A 20,312-nucleotide genomic window follows, 5' to 3' on the forward strand; every position below is an offset into this window, starting at 1 on the left:
AGTATCCACCGGTACTATTCCTTTAAATTTCCGGGTTGATTCTAAAATCTTAATCTAAGCGAAACGCCGATTGGATGAGAATCTTTCCTAGATCAAGAGATTAAATTTAAAAAAATTAATTGTCAACACAACACTTAAACTTGAAATTTAAAATTTATACCAGAAATTTATCCGGATTGGGAATAAACTTGAGAAAGGCCTGGAAGTTCTCGGAGTATTTTCTTTTGTCGAGTTTGTAGTAAAAAGCGCCTTTGCGGGAGCCTTCTTTATCTTTTTCGTTTTGCTTCACCAGTAATCCAGTAGAAAGAATTTTCCGGCTGAAGTTTCTTTTATCGAACTCGGTCTCGTATAAGCCTTCGTACAAGGCTTGGAGTTGCGGTATGGTAAATTTGTCGGGCAATAACTCAAATAATACGGGGTGCAGAGCTGCTTTATACCGCAAGCGCTTTTTAGCCAGCTCCACCATTTCCTGGTGGTCGAAAATAAGTTGGGGCATATCCTTTAATAAAAACCATTCGGCGTGGTATTCGTGGCTGATTTGCTTTTCGTACTTATGGATATCGATTAAAGCAAAATAAGCGACCGCAATGGTTCTTTCTACCGGGTCTCGGTCGGGACCGCTAAAGGATTGCAATTGCTCCAGGTAAACATCTTTTAAACCAGTTAATTGCATTAATACCCGATTAGCCGCTACCTCCAGCGTTTCTTCCGGTTGAATAAAACCGCCCATCAGACTCCACTTTTTCTTCTCCGGAGCAAAGCCGCGTTGAATGAGTAATAATTTAAAATCAAAACCATCAAACCCAAATATAATGCAATCCACCGCTACTAATATCCGGGTTTGCCCAATGTATTTAATCATTTAGCTTAAACTGTAAGGAAGTATGTACAAATTATCTCCCAACCAAAGTATTTTTAAATTTGTATACATCCGGCGCAGGATGATAAGATCTAAGGTAAACTGCGGACTAAACTTTCCTGCCCATTTTGTTAGAAATTTTTAAAGAGAATAGAATTATTATCCTGGTCCGGAATATGGTCAGATTGCATTAATTATTTTACCAACTTTTCGTTACCGGCGTACCGTTCGGGTAATTGCTTTGGCCATTGTTTTAATCAGCATTAAATCAAAGTAACCACCCTGATTAACTAGCTGTTTAAACACGAAACATTCTTAAATTTTAAAAATATCCCGTGTTTAAACAACCAAGATTACTGCTTTACCGAAAATTTATAAACCGAAGCAGTTTTATAAGTTTGTCCCGGGTTTAACACCGTGGAAGGAAAATTAGGCTGGTTAGGCGAATCGGGAAAATGTTGTGTTTCCAGGCAAAAGGCCGAGCGGTATTCGTCTTGCTTGCCGCCTTTTATTTGATTTTTACCCGCCAAAAAGTTACCACTGTAAAACTGCAGGCCTGGTTCCTGGGTAGAAACTTCCATGTAAATACCGCTTTTATCGCCCAGAACGGTGGCGGCGGGTTTTAGGGTGGCGCTTTTTTGGGTAGCTAACACGTAGTTATGATCGTATCCTTTCCCAAATTTTAATTGCTGGTGGGCATCGTTGATCCGGGCACCTATGGCGGTTGCATTTTTAAAATCGAGTGGGGTGCCAGCCAAAGCTTCTAATTTACCCGTAGGAATCAAGGTAGAATCAACAGGAGTAAACCGGTCGGCGTTTATCTGTAATTGATGGTCCAGAATAGTACCACTGCCGGCGCCGTTTAAATTAAAATAAGCGTGGTTGGTTAAGTTTAATACGGTCTTTTTATCAGTAGTAGCTTCGTAATCTATTCGGAGTTCGTTTGCACTGCTGAGGCGGTACGTAACTTTAGCCGTTAAAGTACCCGGGTAACCTTCTTCCCCATCTTTCGAAACGTAAGTTAATACCAAGGTGCTGTCATTGTTTTGCTTAGCATCCCAAATTACCCGGGAATACCCAACTTTTCCGCCGTGCAAATGGTTAGGTCCGTCGTTGGTGGCTAAGGTGTAGGTTTTACCATCTAAGGAAAATTTGCCTTTGGCAATCCGGTTACCATATCGGCCAATTAAAGCTCCAAAATAAGTGTCTCCTCCTTCGGTAAAAGGCTTTATTTGATCAAAACCCACAATAACGTCGGTTAGTTTACCTGACTTATCGGGCACCAGCAAACTTACTAACCGGCCGCCGTAGTTGGTAATAGCCGCTTGCACTTGGTTTTTATTTTTAAGTACATACAAATCTGTTTGCTTACCTGCCACAGTGCTCTGAAAATCTGCTTTAGCTGGAATGCTTGCTTCCGGCGAAGCAGTTGCGCTCGAATCCGCAGTTTGGGCCGTAGTGCTTTCACCCGCTTGATTTTGGCTATTTTTATTACAAGCACTTAACGATAATAAAAAGACTCCCAGAATGGATAAAGGTAATTTTAGGCGAAGATTCATTTCCTAGTTTTATGTATGAAAGTTGAAAATTAAATACTTGAATTAATAAACTGATGCTATTTAAAAAAAATCACATAATTCATTTACCACCGGCTTTGTTCAAAACTACGGGCCAGCCTTGTATATCCCAGGTTAAAGGTTCTATGCGCAACTTTGATTTGCCGTTGTCGGCGGCATCGTACGCGTGGAATATTAAATAATCTTTGTTGTCAAAGGTATACGTTGCACTGTGCCCTACTCCGTACCATTTAGAATCTCCTGCCAGTACCAAGCTACCACCTCCTTGCGTCATGGGCTTACCGGCTTTATCCATATAAGGACCTTGTACGTCTTTGGCGCGCCCCACCATAATTTTATAAGTACTGTTTACGCCTTTACAACAGTAATCAAAGGAAGCAAAAAGGTAATAATAATTATTTTTTTTAAAAATAAAGGGTGCTTCAATGGCATTTTCACCGGCGTTTACCGGATTGTTAGCGGCTGCGGGCATATTACCCGTGGTAGCCATACTTTTACGACTGGCAATAGTAGGTAAATTTTGCGTAGGTTGCACCGGGCTTTTCCGATCGGCAGATAATTTAATTAATTTTAATCCTTCCCAAAAAGAACCGAACGTTAAATACGGGTTGCCGGCACTATCGGTAATTACATTCGGATCAATGGCATTCCAATTAGTTTGGCCCGGTATGGATTGAATTACTTTACCATGATCTACCCATTTATAATCTTTATCGCTGGGGTTCAAGGTTTTATTGGTAACCAAGCCAATAGCCGAAGTATTTTTACCAAATGCCGATACGGAATAGTACAGGTAATACACCCCTTGGTAAAAACTAATATCGGGTGCCCAGATGTGGTTTTTAAATCCCGGTATGGCTTGTATAGCCCAGTCCGGCGCATTTTCAAAAACCGGTTTTTCGCGTTGCCATTGCTGCATGTCCTTCGACGACCACATAGCGATGCCGCGACCAGTACAAAACAGATAATACGTATCGCCCTGCTTTATCATTACTGGGTCGTGCACCGAAATATTTCTTTGTAATTGCTGGTCCTGCATGACCGAGGTGGAGGAAGGTACAACAGGAGCATCACCGAACCAAAGTCCAAGACTTAGAAAAAAACCTAGACTCATTGCGGTTAAATACATAATCAAACGTATCTAAAGATTTTCTAAAAATAAACTTTGAAATCGTAAAAACGAGATAATGCCGTTTTTTTAAATTTTTATGCCACGAAACCACCCGGTCCTACTTATTTAACCTTAGCTTTTGGGTACCGATTAAATTAGATATTGTATCGATTTAGTAAAGCACTTTCTATTTCTGAACGTGATCTTTCTTATAAAGTAGTCTTGCTTACGATACATTCCCCTTTACCCACAACCATTTTCAACCAAGTAACCATTAGCGGAGTATTTCTTACTTATTAGTGTAATTAAGGCTTTTAGCTGGTACTTTAATCAATTTCTTAGTAATTGTAAACTCATCCCTGTAATCGGGTAATGATCTACTTTTAAGAAAAAACGCTTCTCAAATTTAAAAAATAGCTTTCACGAAAATTTAAGCTTGATCAGGTTTACGGAATAAGGCTGGAGCCCTACCTTAACCGATTTCCCTTTCACATTAATGTCTTTAACAACCGGACTGATTGCCGTGGGATTTTCGAAAGAATTAACCTGGTCAAGCTTGTCGCTGCGGAGTACGGTTATAGTGCCTTTAGCCCCAACCTTGCTTAATCCATCAATTACAAAATCTGCATCCTGCATTTTATCCGAAGCATTTACCACTTTTAAGATTAACTCTTTTTTATTTTTATCCAGTACGGCCGAGGCATAATAACCTGCTTGTCCCGTTACAGACGCGTTATTGCGTAATATGGGAACCACATTCGTGCCTTTGTTCGTAGAAAATAATTTTTGCACCTGATAATTCGGTGTTCCGTAGGCTTTTAAGTTATCAACCCAAATCAGGTCGGGCGTCCATTGCCAACCTTCGGCGTGCGCAAATAAAGGAGCGTACGAAGCCATCGCTACCACATCGGCGTTGCGTTCCAACCCAGTCATGAAAGCTGCTTCCGATAAAGCACATTGCCAATTATTTTTATTATCGGGACTGGCAATGGCTACGCTTTGAGCAGCGTATTCCCCGGCGAATATTTTAGGTCCTTGGCGGTCGTAGTTGTCGTAACGTTGGGCATTGTCCAGGAACCATTGCGGTGCCCGGTAATAATGTTCATCAATAATATCCGCATTCATTTTCCGGAGCTCGCCATTGAGGTAATCAAAACGTTCCCCATTAGGATCGGTGCCGGAACTGTTCACCAACTGTATAGCGGGGTATTTAGCTTTAATGGCCTGTGTAAAAATCTTTAAACGATCAATGTATTGCGCGCCCCAATTTTCATTTCCTACGCCTAACATTTTTAAATTAAACGGAGCCGGGTGCCCCATTTCAACTCTTTTTTTGCCCCATTTACTATCCGCGGACCCATTGGCAAATTCAATTAAATCCAAGGCATCCTGCACGTAAGGGTCTAAACTTTCCAGAGGTACTACCTCGGCAGTGTTAAACTGGCAAGCCATGCCGCAATTTAAAATAGGAAGCGGTTCTGCCCCAATATCTTCGGCCAACTGAAAATACTCGTAAAAACCTAAACCAAAAGATTGGTAGTAATCGGTGGTAAGCCGGTGTTTAAATTCGGTGTTCCAACGGTTAATCAAAAAGCCCCGGTCCTCAATCGGACCAATGGTTTTTTTCCATTGAAAACGTTCCTCCAAGGTTCTGCCCTCTACAATGCATCCGCCCGGAAAGCGTAAAAAACCGGGTTTCATATCGGCCAGAAGTTGCACTAAATCGGCGCGCATGCCATTGGGCCGGTTTTTCCAAGTATCCTGCGGGAACAACGAAATCATATCCAGATCTACAACGCCCGGTCCTTTGATCGAGATATTTAAAATGGCTTTAGGTTCTGTAGCTGTAGCGGTAAAGCTGGCATTGTATTTTTTCCAGGGTTTACCTCCCGGTGTAACAATGGTTGATCCTAACTTATCGCCCTTGCCGTTAGTTAATTCAATTACGAGCGAAACATTGCCACTAAGTTGACTAGCCAGAACAAAGAAGTTGTATTGTTGGCCTTTTTTAATGCCCATGCCCCGGAAACCTTCGTTCGAAAAACCAAAATTACCGGTAGAGGTTTTAGATGTTACCCGGATGAACCGGGACTTAGCCCCGTTTAATTCGCCCCGGTTATGTACCAATAAACTGCCCGATTCTTCTCCTTTTTGTAGTAACTGCCAACCCATCAGAGGAGTATCAAACTCAAAAGATCGGTTCTTTACCAGTTCGGCGTAAATACCTCCATCGGCCCCCAAATTAATATCTTCAAAAAAATCCCCCATAAAGTAGACGGCACCTCGGCTTTGATTGCATTGGCTTTAACGGTAAACGTTTCTGTTTGGGCAGTACTATATTGAGTACTGGTTAATAAGCCAATGCCTATGGCCCAACTTAGCAGATTTTTTTGCATCATCGATCTGGTTAAATTTAAAAAACCTCTTTTGAACTCCACTTCTCCTTATTTCACTTCCAACACCACCACGGCGAATGGCGGTACTTTCACCAGTAATTTACCCGCATTTAATTTAGCATCTTTAAAAGCGGCGGGCTGAATTTTTTTAGGACTTTCGAACGAGTTGTAGTCTTGTAATTTACCGGAAGCTAAAACGCGCCCGGACACGCTTGCATTTTTGGATGTTGGCAAGTCAATGCTTATTTCCTGAGCATTTTTGCTGTCGATATTTACCAACGAAATATGCGTAAGTCCTTTGGCGTCAACGGAGGCAGAACCAGAAACCGCTGGTAATTTTTGATTACCCATTACATAATCTTTGCTTTTTAACTCCAGTGGCAGTAAGGTAGCATCCTGATGCACATTGTACATTTCCATTACGTGGTAAGTTGGTGTGAGAATCATTTTCTCCTCTTTAGTCAGAATGACCGCTTGCAGCACATTAATGGCTTGGGCCAGATTGGCCATCCGTACACGATCGCTGTGGTTATTAAAAATGTTTAAGGTAACGCCCGCAATCATGGCATCGCGCATGGTATTTTGCTGGTATAAAAATCCGGGATTGGTGCCGGGCTCCACCTCGTACCAGCCGCCCCACTCATCTACTACCAAAGCAATTTTCTTTTGCGGATCGTACTTATCCATAATGGCGGAATGTTTAGTTACCAGTTCCTCCATTTGCAAAGCCCGTTGCATGGTTGTAAAATATTGCTGCTCGTTAAAATCCGTGGAAGGGCCTTTTTTATTCCAGTCGATTACAGAATAATGGTGCAAGGCTACGCCTTCCAATAAACTACCCGGAATATTTTTCATGAGGGTTTCGGTCCAGTTATAGTCACCTGAATTAGCTCCCGAAGCAATCCGGAACAAGTCGCCGGATTTGTTCCAGTCCGATACAAAAGTGGCGTATTTGCGGTATTCGTTGGCGTAATAATCAGCCGTCATGTTGCCGCCGCAACCCCAGGCTTCGTTACCAATGCCCCAGAATTTTACTTTCCAGGGTTTATCCCGGCCGTTTTCCCGGCGCACCTTCGACATAGGGCTTTCGCCGCTAAAATTTACGTATTGCACCCAGTCAGCAAGTTCCTGCACAGTGCCGCTGCCAATGTTACCCGCCAGGTAAGGTTCGGTGCCCAGGAGTTCGCACATATTTAAAAAATCGTGGGTACCAAAGCTATTATTTTCGGTAACGCCGCCCCACCAGGTATTCACTATGGAAGGTCGTTTTTCTTTGGGTCCAATACCGTCTTTCCAGTGGTAAGTATCGGCAAAGCAACCACCCGGCCAACGCAGATTGGGAATTTTTAAATTTTTAAGCGCGGCTACTACATCGTTTCGGACGCCATTGGTATTGGGTATTTTAGAATTTTCGCCTACATAAAACCCTCCGTAGATGCAGGCACCTAAATGCTCGGCAAAATGGCCATAAATGTGTTTGCTGATCTTGACCTCGGCGCTGGCCTTTCCTGGCGGGTCTATTTTAATCGAATTCTGGGCATTAGCTGAAAAGTAGCTGAGAAGTAACAAAATACTTAATTTTAATTTATTCATTTAAATGTAGTTTAAGTGAAGTATACTGGTTTCAATGTTTTGTTTTCTAAATGCTGCTTTTAAGTGTAGTTATTACATTTATTTATATTGCCAAATGTAATCGTTGCCATGCAGCTTTGCAATACCATTTCTTAAGATCTTAATAGATATTATAATAATAGCATTAAATAGGTTTATTCAACTTTTAATAATTGAAAAATTGAGCAAAATTGGAATCTTATACTCGGATAAAGCCTATAATTTTAAAAAATCACAAATAAATCTTTTCATTTATATTAAATACCAGGGTATCCTAAAGGCGTTGTTGCTCCTAAAAATTTAGCATCTTGATCTACTTTCGGGATTATAAATAGGAGATTATGCAAAGAAGAAGTTTTGTAAAATCGGTGATGTTAGGTGCCACTGGTATTTCTCTAAATTTAAATTTTGGCGTAACTCCTGCTCCTAGATCATTAGGTGTTCAACTCTGGAACATTCGGGAATACCTGAAAAAAGATTTAACCGGCTCTTTAACTAAGCTTGCATATTTAGGCTATAATCCATTAGAGTTATTTGGCTACGATGGCACTTACTGGGGCAAAACGCCAAAGGAATTTAGCAAAACTTGTACAGATCTGGGATTTACCATTGTTAGCGCGCATTTTGAAACGGGTCGCATTGATAAAGCTAAAGGCACTTTATGGTACGGCTGAGATAAGGCGGTGGAAGATACAGCTCTGATGAACATTCCGTATATGGTTTGTGCCTGGCTGTTTAAAGAAGAGCGCACTAGCCTGGATTTATGTAAAGAACTCGCGGATAAACTAAATAAAGCGGGTGAGGCTTGTCGTCGAGCTAAAATTTAATTGGGTTATCATAGCCATAATTTTGAATTTCCACCAATCGAGGACATTGTTCCCTACGATCTTTTATTGGAGCGCACGGATAAAGAACTTTTAAAAATGGAAGCTGATCTTTTCTGGATAACAAAAGCAGGCGTTGATCCGGTAGCTTATTTCCAAAAACATCCTGGTCGTTTTCCGCTGTGGCACGTAAAGGATATGGAAAAAGGTTCTGAGCAGTTTGCCGAAGTAGGTCACGGCATAATCACTTTTGACCGGATATTCGCGGCCCGTCAATTGGCCGGATTAAAGCATTGGTTCGTAGAACAAGATCAAACCAGCCGGGAACCCTTTGAAAGTTTAGCGATGAGCCGGGATTATATATTAAAAAAGAATTACTGATTAACCAGCTAAAGCGTAGAGTAAAGCCAGCTACAGGTATGCTCTCGGCCAAATAAAATAAGCAAAGATTTAGAGTTGTATTTCTCATTAAAAACGCTGCATCAGTAATAACACAAAATAACCTAGCAAATAAGCTTAATCAAAAATAACCACTTACCAACTTTACTATGTTGCGGGCTAGCAACCCTGCTACGGTGTAGTTTTATACATTGGATACTGGATCTAATAATAATTACTTTCTTCTTCATCGTATAAATCTATATCTAAGTCTTTTGCATCCAGAATAATATTCAGATATAAAAAGGCCACCGTACCGCATAAGGCAAGGGTAATTATCAGAGCTGTTTTTTTATTCATAATCTTTCCTATATACTCCCAATATACTTCAAAAAGCAAAGCTATTCAATTTTATAATGAATTAGATTTCGCTCTATTCAGATGCCAGCAGGCGCCATACACTATGCGTTGTTCTTATAAACAAGAGTTATCTCGCTTCCAAAAATGTGATGTGTTAATAAAACATTAAGCGAATAAGTAGAATTAAATCAACGTGCATTTTCTTGCCTAATAGTAAAACAAAGCGGGAATGGCACGAGCGTATCTTGCTTATTTACGAACCTAGAATTTATCTCTAAATTCTGTGGTTGGCCCCCAAAATTATATTAAACACAAACACCTATTTTACCCATTCTTATATCACTTTTTGAATCTAAATCCACAAGCATTCTTCTTAAAGAAGTACGAACAATCTATTCTTATAAAATATTTAGTACAACTTACTCTTTTCTTTTAATCTAAAAAATACATTTATAATCTAATGTACAAATATAACTTTTACAAGATAAAAAACTTATAATTAAATTTGATAACTTTTAAGAATGATAGTTACAAAAATTATATTTTTCTTTGTATCATCAATTTAAGACAAACAAAAACAAACTTATTATAGCTTTATTTAAGTAAATTATTCAAAAAATTTCTAGTTCTAATAATTAAGTTAAAAGTTAAAAAATTAAAAATTGATGATTAGACAAGAATTTACACTATTAAAAATATAATTTTCTTAAAAATAGCTTAATACCTAATATTCAAAAATTATATACATTTTTTAAAACTGTTACTTAGAATAATATAATTTAAAATAAACAACAACAATACAAGGCTTAAAATTCAGATTAGCACTTTTACCCAATAAAACAACAGAATACCTTTCCTGAACTACACCAAGAACTACACTTTAAAATCTTTTGAAAAACTTTAATATGAAAAAAATTTTTACTCGCGCTTCTCTTATCTTTTTAGTTTCTTTCCATTTTGCCGGAAGCAGCTTTGCTCAAGAAAGCTTCTCTAAAGTTTGGGATAAAACTTACGGTGGAAGTAAAGCCGATATCCTGCAAGTGCATCAACCAACCAAAGATGGCGGCTATATTTTAGGAGGTAGCTCTGATTCTCCGGTTAGTGGCACTAAAACAGTTGATATTAAAGGAAAACAAGATTTTTGGATTATAAAAATAGATGCTGCTGGTAATAAACAATGGGACAAAACTTTTGGGGGAAGTGGCTCTGATTACTTACAAGCCATCCAGCAAACCAGTGATGGCGGCTTTATCGTGGGTGGAAGTTCCGATTCTCCCGTAAGTGGCGACAGAACCGCCGCCACCGCTGGAAAACAAGATTACTGGGTACTAAAGTTAGATGCTTCTGGCAACAAGACCTGGGATAAAGCTTATGGCAGCACGTCAAACGACTTTTTGAAATCTTTGGCGCAAACTAAAGATGGTGGTTACATTTTAGGTGGTACTTCGGATTCACCTGTTGGCGGCAAAATCGGATTTAATAAAACAGCCGCCTCCAAAGGAGAGCATGATTACTGGTTAGTTAAAATAGATGCCTTAGGAGCAAAGAAATGGGATAAGACCTTTGGGGGCAGCAGTTTCGATTATTTACAAGCAGTGCAGCAAACCACTGACGGTGGCTACATGTTAGGTGGTCATTCGTATTCTCCTGTAAGCGGTAACAAATCAACTGCTTCTAAAGGATACGGAGATTTTTGGGTACTAAAAACCGACACTGACGGAAATTTAGAATGGGATAAAACCTTAGGTGGCAACTTAGATGAAATTTTTACTGCGATGGTACCTACCAAAGATGGTGGTTACCTGGTGGGCGGAATTTCAAAATCGGCAGTGAGCGGTGATAAAACCGAAGCATCCAGAGGCTTCGGAGATTATTGGTTAGTTAAATTAGATGCTTCCGGTACTAAAAAGTGGGATAAAACAATAGGTGGCAAAAACAACGATTATTTACAAAATCTAATTGCGACTACAGATGGTGGCTTTATGCTGGGCGGAACCTCCAGCTCACCAATTAGTGGTGATAAAACCTCAGCTTCTAATGGCAATGCTGATTTTTGGATTGTTCAAACTAATGCTAATGGCGTTAAAATATGGGACAAAACACTTGGAGGCTCTGGCTACGATAATCTACAATCTTTGCAACAAACAGCTGCCGGAACTTACGTTTTAGCCGGAACTTCTAATTCTGCTACCGGAACGGACAAAACAGCTGCTTCCAAAGGAGAAACTGATTTTTGGTTAATGAACATTTCCTCTGAAGAACCAAAAGGGCCCACAATAATCAATCAAAAAGTTGAAAGTTTCACGCTGGTAAATGCCGACACGGAGCTGGATATACTTACTATCACCGATGGTATGACGCTGAATCTGGCTACTTTGCCTACCCGTAACTTAAATATTCGGACGAATACCTCCACCAATACGGTAGATAGCGTTTCGTTTCGTTTAAGTGGTCCTGAAACCAGAAATTATGCCGAAGCGGTTGCTCCTTTCGTTTTATTTGGTACAGTTGGTAAAAACTACAATGCCTGGGTACCAACCTTAGGAAATTACCAATTGGAAAGTCAAATTTATTCTGCTGCTACGGATTCGGATACGGTAGGTACTCCTTTAGCCATATCTTTCTCCGTAATTGATCAAAAAGATACTACTCAAACCCAACTGCCAGTTGCTTCGGCTGGCTCCGATATTACGATCACCCTTCCTTCTAACACGGTATCTTTAAACGGATCTGCCATTGATACCGATGGCACTATTGCGAGCTACTCCTGGTCTCAGGTAAGCGGCCCAACTACAGCCAGTTTTAACAGTAAAGTAATAGCAAAGCCAATAGTGGGCAGCTTAGTTACCGGAACTTATGTATTTAGCCTGGTAGCCATTGATGATAAAAATAACACCAGCGCCGCTGACCAAGTAACGGTTACCGTGAATGCCAATGTAGCAGGACCTATTGCGTCGGCGGGTGATGATCAAACCATTACGCTGCCTTCCAGCACGGTAAGCTTAAACGGATCAGGAACGGATGCTGCCGGTAATACGATCTCCTTGTATACCTGGAGCCAGGTAAGCGGACCATCTACTGCCAGCTTTAATAGTAAAATAATTGCTAAACCAATAGTAGGTAGTTTAATAGCCGGTACTTACGTTTTTAGCTTAGTAGTTACTAATAATCAAAGTGTAGTTAGTAAAGCTGACCAGGTAACCATTAAAGTAAATAACAGCGTTGTTACTCCTTCTTCTTTAGTATTTACTTTGGTGAATGCCGATACCGACAAAGACATCATAACGATAAAAGAAGGAACTATAGTAAACTTAGCTACTTTACCTACAAAAAATTTAAATATTCGGATTGATGCTTACCCAATGACCGTTAAAAGCATCAAACTAGCTTTATCTGGCAGATGGACCGTAAATAAGACAGAAGCTGCTCCGTACACTTTGTTCGGTGATGAAAAAAACAGTGATGGCAGCACTAACTTTGCCGGAGTAGTGTTTCCTTTAGGCGATTATACTTTAAAAGCGACTCCTTACGCTGGTACAAACGCTAGTGGTACAATGGGCACCCCACTCACTATTAACTTTAAAGTAATCAATCAAGCAACCAGCACGGTGTCTACGTTACCCACCAGTGCCACAGCCACTAATTCAAATTCTTCCGTAACCGCAAACACGGTTAGTCTAAGCAGTTATCCCAATCCATTTCAGGCTCAAACAACTATCCAGTTTACTTTTGCTCAGGAAGAAGAGTATAAGCTTGAAGTTTACGATTTAAGTGGAAATTTAGTAAGCCGCCTAAAAGCAGCTAAAGCCATTGCCGGTGAAAATGTTCAGGTAACCTGGGATGCCAGCCAAAACAAAGAAGGCATTTACGTGATACGGTTAACTACTAAAAATGCCGTTCAGCATTTACGAGTGGTGCGGGGCAAATAAAATTTAAAAATCTTTACAACAGAAAAGCCTTGGCATTAAACCAAGGCTTTTCTGTTGTAACCGGAAATTATGCTTCCTCTAAACACTACAAAGCCCGATCTAAGTGCACATACCCGCCATCTACGTGAATGAGTTGCCCCGTGGTATGGCTTGATTTGGGAGACAGCAAAAAAACTACCATGTTAGCAATCTCTTCGGCAGTAGTCATGCGTTTTTCCAAGGGAATTTTATCTGTAATTGCTTTTAATTTTTCTTCTGGGTTTGGAAATGTTTTAATCCACTCTTCGTACAGCGGTGTATAGGCTTCCGCAACAACTAATGCATTCACCCGAATACTGAAAGGTAATAGTTCCACGGCCCACTCCCGGGTTAAGGCATTTCGGCCGCCATTTGCCGCCGCATAAGCAGAGGTATTGCCCTGTCCTGTCTCCGCTGTTTTAGAACTAATATTTACAATAGCACCCTTACTTTTTTTTAAGGCCGGGAGTGCATAATGGGCCATTAGATAATAATGGACAACATTCCGGTGCAGCGATAGCATAAATTTCTCGTAGTTGCCATGTTCTAAACCAACACTATCGTTTACCCCCGCATTGTTTACTAGACCATCAATTTGTTGGTAACGCGTTATAATCGTTTCTATGGCTAATCTGCTAGCTTCCGGATCAGTTAATTCCGCTACTATTTGATCGGCTTTGCCCCCGGCATTTCTTATTTCTTGAACCATGGCCAAATTATCCGATTCATTTCTGCCAATAATAATGGGCATGGCGCCTTCCTTAGCAAGTACCTGCGCAATAGCCGCTCCAATACCTTTAGCTCCCCCGGTAACTACTATAATTCTATCTTTTAATTCCAGATTCATGCTTTTTCATTTGGGAGTAAATTAATCAGTAATAATTTATAAGTACAAAACGCTAGGGTATTTCCTGTTAATAAAATAAAATTTACTAAATGGAATTCCATAAAGGGTTGGGGTAAATTTTTTGAGCTAACAAGGCACCTAATTGCTGTTTTACAACAGCTTTATCTTCGGGGTACGTAACACCCATCCATTGCTCTGCAGCGGTAAGCACTTTTACAGTTGCCAAATTTTCAATTAGCATTTGATTAACGGCCTCAGATAAATAAAACTCGGCTTTTTCAGAGTGCCTTTGTTCTTTCAAAAACTGCTGCAAGTAACTATCCAATAGCGGAAAAATAGCCGGCGTAAAACCCCAGAAATTCATAGAAACTTTTTCCTGGCCCGTTAAGAGCAAATCATTGTCCGCCGATACGTGCGCTACAATCTGGTCATTATTTTTAAAAATTTCTTTTAATTCCCTTATTGCTTGTAGCAAATTGTTTTCATCTACTTGGCAAATAGCTCGGGAAACACTGCCGTTTACAGAGAGCGTATTCTCTAAGGGATAACCCGCTAAGCACCATGCTGGTTTGGACCCGGTAAAATGGTAAGAATTTTTTAAAAAATCGGCCATTTGCTGGAAAGACGTAAAGCCATAAAAATCATCGGCATTAATAACGGCAAACGGTTCCTGTACCTGGCTCGCCACTGACCATAAAGCATGGCCCGTTCCCCAGGGCTTTTGCCGGGTTTCCGGTACGGGTAGATTCCCAGGCACTTTACTTAATTCCTGAAATGCCAATTCTACCGGAATCTTATCCGGTATCCGGGAAAGTACGGTTGCGGTAAAATCTTTTTCCAGACTTTTTCTTATAACAAACACCATTTTGCCGAAACCAGCTTTAACGGCATCGTAAATAGAATAATCAATAATTGTTTCACCGTGGGGCCCAAAACCTTCCAGTTGCTTCAGGCTTCCAAAACGACTGCCCAGACCGGCGGCCAGTATTACTAAACTAGGTGCTGCATTCATGCATTCTATTTTTAGGTAAGAAAAAGATGTAAAGTTTTACCGGATTGCCCGGATGGATGAGATTTACTTTGCAAATGAATGGTTTATAATTTAAAAAGGTGCGGTGCTTGTAAATTAAAATTTAATTTTATACCTGCTTTCTGAAAGACATTTGCAATAATTTACCAATTTGGCAAGCCGTTCGATTTAAATTTACCGTAGTTTGTGCTAAAGCTTCTGCTAATGTTACCGGCCCGGTTCCGATCGGGAAAACAGCATCGAAATACGTAAATCGGTTTAAATCTATAGCAGCTGGAATTTGCCCGGCTAAAACAATAACCGGAATTTTTAAATTTTTAGCAAGCTTAGCCACGCCATAAGGTCCTTTGCCGGCCAGCGTTTGTTCATCCAGGCCACCTTCGGCTGTTATTAGCAAGCCAGCCTTTTGTAGTAATTCCTTAAAATGAGTCTTTTTTAAAATGTATTCGGTACCGGCTACTAATTTTGCGTTTAAGAAGGCGGCCAAGCTGGCGGCAGTTCCGCCGGCAGCTCCGCCATGCGGCAATGCTGCTATATTTTTGCTTAGTTGCAGCTGGGTCACAGCGGCCAGTTGAGCCAGTCCCGCTTCTAATATTTCTACCATAGCCGCATCCGCACCTTTCTGCGGACCAAAAACCCGGGCAGCGCCGTATTCGCCAAGCAAGGGATTGTCCACGTCGCACACTACGGTTATATTTCCGGAAATTAATTGGGGGTCTAAATCCGTTAAATCTACGCGGGCTAATTGGGCTAAAGGTGCTGCACCAACTGGCATTAATTGATCATTTTTATCGTAGAACCGGGCACCTAGAGCTTGCAGCAAACCTGTTCCGCCATCTACGGTAGCACTGTTACCCAAACCTATTAAAAATTGGGTTGCCCCACCAGCTAAGGCCGCTTTTATCACTTGCCCGGTGCCGTAAGTGGAAGCTTTTAATGGGTTCCGTTCGGTATGGGTTACATGCTTCAGGCCAGAAGCTTGAGCCAGTTCAATAATAGCGGTTTTACCTTGATTCACTAATCCAAACATTGCTTCTATGGGTCTACCCAGTGGGTCCTGTACCCAAACTGTTTGGTAAGTACCTTGCCAATAGTTTACCAGTATTTCCATCATGCCTTCTCCCCCATCGGCAATCGGAAAGAGACTATAAGTAGCTTGTAATCCGCTTTCTTCCAACCCCGTTTTAATAGCCCTTGCAACGGCCATGCCGGACAAACTGTGTTTAAATGCATTGGGTGCAATTACAATATGCATTTTTTAAATTTGTTACTTGTTTGACTAGTGTAAAGCGATAAGATAAGAAGTTTGAAGAAATTATATCTATAATCAATCTTAGCACAACACATTTGGCTGATGGAGTTAAATAAATAATGGAAGCATTAGTTACATTGTTGTAGAAAGCCTTTATGTGCTTTCAATATTATTATTTTTCCCGCTGTGAAGGCAGCAAACCCATAACCTGCTTCAAAATTTAAAAAAGTAAATACTCAAGTTTCCAAAAATACTTGGATGTTCTGAATTACTTTGTTCATTAGTAATAGGCGTGCTTCGCGGCTGGCCCAGGCTATGTGGGGCGTTAGTACCACTTTAGCAGGATTGTTCAGGTGTAATAACGGATTATCGGGTTTTACGGGCTCGGCGGAAAACACATCTAAACCTGCTCCGGCAATCAGATTTTCGTTTAAGGCTCGCGCCAAATCGGCTTCTTCTATTATGCCGCCCCGGCCAACGTTAAGCAACAAGGCCGAGGGTTTCATGTTTTGCAATTCCGGATAAGCAATCAGGTTGCGTGTTTGGTAAGTTAATGGCGCATGAATTGAAATAATGTCACAGGTGGCCAAAAATTCATTTAGTTCCAGGCGTTGGTAATCCGGGTTGTTGTTTTTACCCGACGTAGAATAGTAAACCACCCTGGCACCAAAAGCAGCAGCAATCCGGGCAACCTGCCGGCCAATAGTTCCGAAACCAATAACACCAAACTGTTTTCCGCCTAATTCCTCATAACTAGGTCCCAGGTGCGTAAAAATATCAGATTGGGAATATGCACCTGATTTAACATAATTATCAAAATAAGTAACATTGTTTATTAATTGCAGCAATATGGCAAAGGTAAGTTGCGCAACACTGCTGGTAGAGTAATCAACGGCGTTTTTAACTTGAATTTTTAAATCCTGAGCCGCGCTTAAATCAATATTATTCATGCCGGTAGCGGCCACACATATTAGTTTCAGATGCGGACATTTTTCCAGAGTGGCCTTATCCAGCACTACTTTATTTGTGATGACTATGTCCCGGTCTTGCACCCGGCTTAAAGTTTCGGATGGTAATGTCGTAGAATAATACTGTACCTCCCCAAAGTCTTGCAATTTTTCCAGGTTAGGAACATCGCCCAGTGTTTTGGTATCTAAAAAAGCAATTTTCATCTATTAAATTTTTAATATTTTGAGAGAACTGCCGCCGCAGCTAGCCACACTTAAAAAGCTGTAAGTTACTTAGCTATACTTAGTTGTTGTAACCAAGTAGCAACGGACGAAATATAGGAATTATAAGTATCTCCGATGAATTACCCTGTAAACAATTCTGTACCATGCTTTACAGATTAACTAAATAACCGGATTGCTAGGTCTGAAAAAATTAAAAAATGTACTGACAGCAGGCGTTAAGCTTGTTGAATGATTTCTTGCACTAATTGTTCATCGGAATATTCTGCGAGCCAACTTTTTGGTAATTGCAACCGAACGGTCTGGGCTCCTCCGCGGGGGGTGCAAACAACCGGCACTTCTCCTGCGGCATTTTCACTAATAACGGTTGCTTTTTCTGCTGCTTCGCTATTAACTGCGGCGTAAGCTTGTACACAGGTCCAGGTGGTATTTTGGTTATCGGTAACTTCTCTTTGCTTCATCATAAATTTAAAATTTCCTTAGAAATTAAGCATACTCCTTCAGCTGGTTTAAGTTTTGGTGCTTACGCTTAAAACAAAAAAGCAAAAACTCTTTTAAATAAATAGCCACTTTGCCCCAACTTTCTTGGAATTTTATGCTAAAATACGGCTTACGGATTCTTTGCCTGGCGGCTGTTTTTTTAAATTTTCGATGTAGCGAATAGTTCTATCAACGCGCAATTGTGGGTTTTTAACCGCAGTTATGGAATACATGAGCGTACGTTGCTTGCCGGGCGTTAATTGTTCAAAGCGAATTTTACCAACTTCGTCTTGTTCTAATAAGGCGGCAAGTTCCTCGGGCATTTCCATACCATAAGGGCTTAAATCTGGTTTTAGATTAACCGTAACTTCCTGATTAAGCTTTAATGCAGCTTCCTTCAGGCGTTTGGCGCTTAATAGTATATAGGCACAGCCATTACCCAGTGCAACCAGGCCGCACGGAAAAGTAATAATTTGATTTACCTGGCAAATCAATCGCGCTCCGGGTTTCGCGTTTAGCTGCGCCATTATAGCCGGAGTAACCTCCAAGTAATGACCACCCAAGTGCGGCAAACGATTAATGGTACTGGTATAAGAAACTGCTATTTCCGGGTTCATTCCAAAATTAGATCAATGGTTAGGAAATGTGATTTTACGACCATTACCCCGAAACAACCAGCGCTTGTGCTTGTTTTCTGTAGCAACCGGTAAATTCTGTTTTATATAAGATCTATTTTTTCTGTTTTTTAAAATAACAAGGTTATTTATGTGTCGTATGTAAATATAATTCGTAATCGGTTTTAGGAACATCTAACTAAATAAGAAAGATGGTTTTTTAATTTATCTATTTATATGACTAATAACGATAATATAACAAAAGAAAATCCGGATGTAATATTAATCGGGGCCGGAATCATGAGTGCCACCTTGGGCATGATGATTAAGGTATTGGAACCCGATGTTACCGTAGAAATTTTTGAACGCTTAGACGTAGCTGCCGCCGAGAGTTCAGATGCCTGGAATAACGCGGGCACGGGCCACTCCGCTTTCTGCGAATTAAATTACACTCCCGAAAAACCAGATGGTTCCATTGATACTTCCAAAGCCGTAGGCATAGCCGAGTCTTTTGAAATATCTAAACAATTTTGGGCTTTCCTGATTCAGAACAATTTAATAAACTTACCGGAGTCTTTTATCCGGCGTATTCCGCACATGAGCTTTGTATGGGGCGAAAAAAATGTGGAATATTTAAAAAAACGCCACGCCGCGCTTACCAAATGCCCTTTGTTTAAAGGCATGCAGTACTCCGATGAGGTGGCGCAGCTCCGCGCGTGGATGCCCGTAATTATGGAAGGCCGCGATCCGGCGCAAAAAGTAGCGGCCACCCGTATGGAAATTGGTACCGACGTAAACTTTGGGGCGCTTACCCGGTGCATGTTTGATTATCTAAAAGAACAAGACGGCGTTAAAATCCACTTTCATCACGAGGTTCGCAAACTAAAGAAAACCGAAGATGGCCGGTGGCAGATTAAAGTAAAAGATTTAGCCACCGAAGAAAAAAGAAAATTAAACGCCCGCTTTGTATTTATTGGGGCCGGTGGCGGTTCTTTGCCTTTGCTCGAAAAATCCGAAATTCCGGAAGGAAAAGGTTTTGGCGGTTTCCCGGTTAGTGGCCAGTGGTTAGTGTGTACTAACCCCGAAGTCATTAACCGGCACCAAGCCAAAGTTTACGGAAAAGCCGCGGTTGGTTCGCCGCCCATGTCGGTACCGCACCTGGATACCCGCATTATTAACGGCGAAAAAGCGTTGTTATTCGGCCCTTATGCCGGCTTTAGTACTAAATTTTTAAAACAAGGCTCTTACTTTGATTTGCCCTTATCCATTAAGGCCAATAACCTCCGCCCCATGATCATTGCGGGTTTTAAAAACATTCCGTTAACCCGCTACCTGATAAACCAGGTGCGCCAATCGCCGGAAGATCGCTTAGCTTCTTTACGGGAATTTGTGCCTCAGGCGCGCAAAGAAGACTGGAAACTCGAAACGGCCGGGCAACGGGTACAGGTAATTAAAAAAGACGCGAAACAAGGGGGCGTTCTGGAATTTGGTACCGAAGTAGTAAGTGCCGCTGATGGCTCTATAGCGGCTTTATTGGGTGCTTCGCCGGGAGCGTCAACTGCGGTCTCTATTATGTTAAGCTTATTGCAACGGTGTTTTCCGGAACGGTTTAATACCGAAAAAGCGCAAACGAAAATCAAGCAAATGATTCCTTCTTATGGCGAATCGCTGGACAAAGATGCCGCTTTATTGCAGGAAGTGCGTAACATGACCAGTGAAGTACTCGGCATTAAAGAAACCGAACCCGTACAAATCTAGATCGCGGATTTTCGCGGATGAAAAGAATGAAGAGGATTAACACGATTGGGCAGGTATTTCAAAAAAGATTAACAATGC

17 protein-coding genes are annotated in these 20,312 nt (G+C 41.0%); 5 read left to right on the plus strand and 12 right to left on the minus strand.

From position 1 onward, the window contains the following. Positions 1–154: 154 nt before the first annotated feature. From AHMF7616_RS11250 to AHMF7616_RS11270, 5 genes are all read right to left on the minus strand, one after another. Positions 155–862: an NUDIX hydrolase gene (locus AHMF7616_RS11250; protein WP_115372969.1), complete on the minus strand. Its 708-nt coding sequence runs from the start codon at positions 860–862 to the stop codon at positions 155–157. A gap of 350 nt (positions 863–1,212) precedes the next feature. After that, complete coding sequence (locus AHMF7616_RS11255; protein WP_115372970.1) at positions 1,213–2,418, minus strand: aldose epimerase family protein; 1,206 nt, start codon at positions 2,416–2,418, stop codon at positions 1,213–1,215. A gap of 79 nt (positions 2,419–2,497) precedes the next feature. After that, positions 2,498–3,550 (minus strand): arabinan endo-1,5-alpha-L-arabinosidase, encoded by a 1,053-nt coding sequence (locus tag AHMF7616_RS11260; protein WP_233507497.1) that lies wholly within the window; start codon positions 3,548–3,550, stop codon positions 2,498–2,500. Positions 3,551–3,967: 417 nt separating this feature from the next. After that, entirely contained in the window at positions 3,968–5,815 is a 1,848-nt protein-coding gene (locus AHMF7616_RS11265; RefSeq protein ID WP_199474182.1) for an alpha-L-arabinofuranosidase C-terminal domain-containing protein, read from the minus strand. A gap of 176 nt (positions 5,816–5,991) precedes the next feature. Then, positions 5,992–7,536 carry an alpha-N-arabinofuranosidase gene (locus AHMF7616_RS11270; RefSeq protein ID WP_115372972.1) on the minus strand — a complete coding sequence of 515 codons (1,545 nt, stop codon included), beginning with the start codon at positions 7,534–7,536 and terminating at the stop codon, positions 5,992–5,994. A 359-nt stretch (positions 7,537–7,895) separates the two neighbouring features. On the opposite strand from AHMF7616_RS11270, the gene AHMF7616_RS11280 reads away from it, so the two are divergent. The 3 genes from AHMF7616_RS11280 to AHMF7616_RS11285 are packed head-to-tail and all read left to right on the plus strand — an operon-like array spanning position 7,896 to position 8,759. Beyond that, positions 7,896–8,228, plus strand: a complete 333-nt coding sequence (locus tag AHMF7616_RS11280; protein WP_115372974.1) for a hypothetical protein — start codon at positions 7,896–7,898, stop codon at positions 8,226–8,228. A 27-nt stretch (positions 8,229–8,255) separates the two neighbouring features. Continuing rightward, on the plus strand, positions 8,256–8,381 hold the full coding sequence (locus AHMF7616_RS27485) for a hypothetical protein (protein ID WP_262511721.1): 126 nt from the start codon (positions 8,256–8,258) through the stop codon (positions 8,379–8,381). Next, a complete protein-coding gene (locus tag AHMF7616_RS11285) occupies positions 8,382–8,759 on the plus strand; it encodes a sugar phosphate isomerase/epimerase family protein (protein ID WP_115372975.1) in 378 nt (125 codons plus the stop codon). Positions 8,760–8,981: 222 nt separating this feature from the next. On the opposite strand, the gene AHMF7616_RS27490 is transcribed toward AHMF7616_RS11285, so the two are convergent. Beyond that, positions 8,982–9,116: a hypothetical protein gene (locus AHMF7616_RS27490; protein WP_262511722.1), complete on the minus strand. Its 135-nt coding sequence runs from the start codon at positions 9,114–9,116 to the stop codon at positions 8,982–8,984. A 905-nt stretch (positions 9,117–10,021) separates the two neighbouring features. Between AHMF7616_RS27490 and AHMF7616_RS11290 the strand changes: the two genes are divergently transcribed. After that, positions 10,022–13,045, plus strand: coding sequence for a T9SS type A sorting domain-containing protein (locus AHMF7616_RS11290; protein ID WP_115372976.1), 3,024 nt, complete (start codon positions 10,022–10,024; stop codon positions 13,043–13,045). 85 nt (positions 13,046–13,130) lie between these two features. On the opposite strand, the gene AHMF7616_RS11295 is transcribed toward AHMF7616_RS11290, so the two are convergent. From AHMF7616_RS11295 to AHMF7616_RS11320, 6 genes are all read right to left on the minus strand, one after another. Next, positions 13,131–13,910, minus strand: a complete 780-nt coding sequence (locus AHMF7616_RS11295) for an L-fucose dehydrogenase (RefSeq protein ID WP_115372977.1) — start codon at positions 13,908–13,910, stop codon at positions 13,131–13,133. Positions 13,911–13,995: 85 nt separating this feature from the next. Next, on the minus strand, positions 13,996–14,922 hold the full coding sequence (locus tag AHMF7616_RS11300) for a nucleotidyltransferase family protein (protein ID WP_115372978.1): 927 nt from the start codon (positions 14,920–14,922) through the stop codon (positions 13,996–13,998). A 127-nt stretch (positions 14,923–15,049) separates the two neighbouring features. Further along, entirely contained in the window at positions 15,050–16,195 is a 1,146-nt protein-coding gene (locus AHMF7616_RS11305) for a glycerate kinase family protein (protein ID WP_115372979.1), read from the minus strand. Between the two features lie 233 nt (positions 16,196–16,428). Further along, positions 16,429–17,364, minus strand: coding sequence for a D-2-hydroxyacid dehydrogenase (locus AHMF7616_RS11310; protein ID WP_115372980.1), 936 nt, complete (start codon positions 17,362–17,364; stop codon positions 16,429–16,431). A gap of 236 nt (positions 17,365–17,600) precedes the next feature. Next, positions 17,601–17,846, minus strand: coding sequence for a hypothetical protein (locus tag AHMF7616_RS11315; protein ID WP_233507499.1), 246 nt, complete (start codon positions 17,844–17,846; stop codon positions 17,601–17,603). 129 nt (positions 17,847–17,975) lie between these two features. Further along, positions 17,976–18,479 (minus strand): YdeI/OmpD-associated family protein, encoded by a 504-nt coding sequence (locus AHMF7616_RS11320; RefSeq protein ID WP_115372981.1) that lies wholly within the window; start codon positions 18,477–18,479, stop codon positions 17,976–17,978. A 234-nt stretch (positions 18,480–18,713) separates the two neighbouring features. Here AHMF7616_RS11320 and AHMF7616_RS11325 point away from each other — a divergent pair, with 234 nt between their 5' ends. Further along, positions 18,714–20,234, plus strand: a complete 1,521-nt coding sequence (locus tag AHMF7616_RS11325; RefSeq protein ID WP_115372982.1) for a malate:quinone oxidoreductase — start codon at positions 18,714–18,716, stop codon at positions 20,232–20,234. The last annotated feature ends 78 nt before the right edge of the window (positions 20,235–20,312 follow it).

Source organism: Adhaeribacter pallidiroseus (assembly GCF_003340495.1).
GTDB classification, from domain to species: domain Bacteria; phylum Bacteroidota; class Bacteroidia; order Cytophagales; family Hymenobacteraceae; genus Adhaeribacter; species Adhaeribacter pallidiroseus.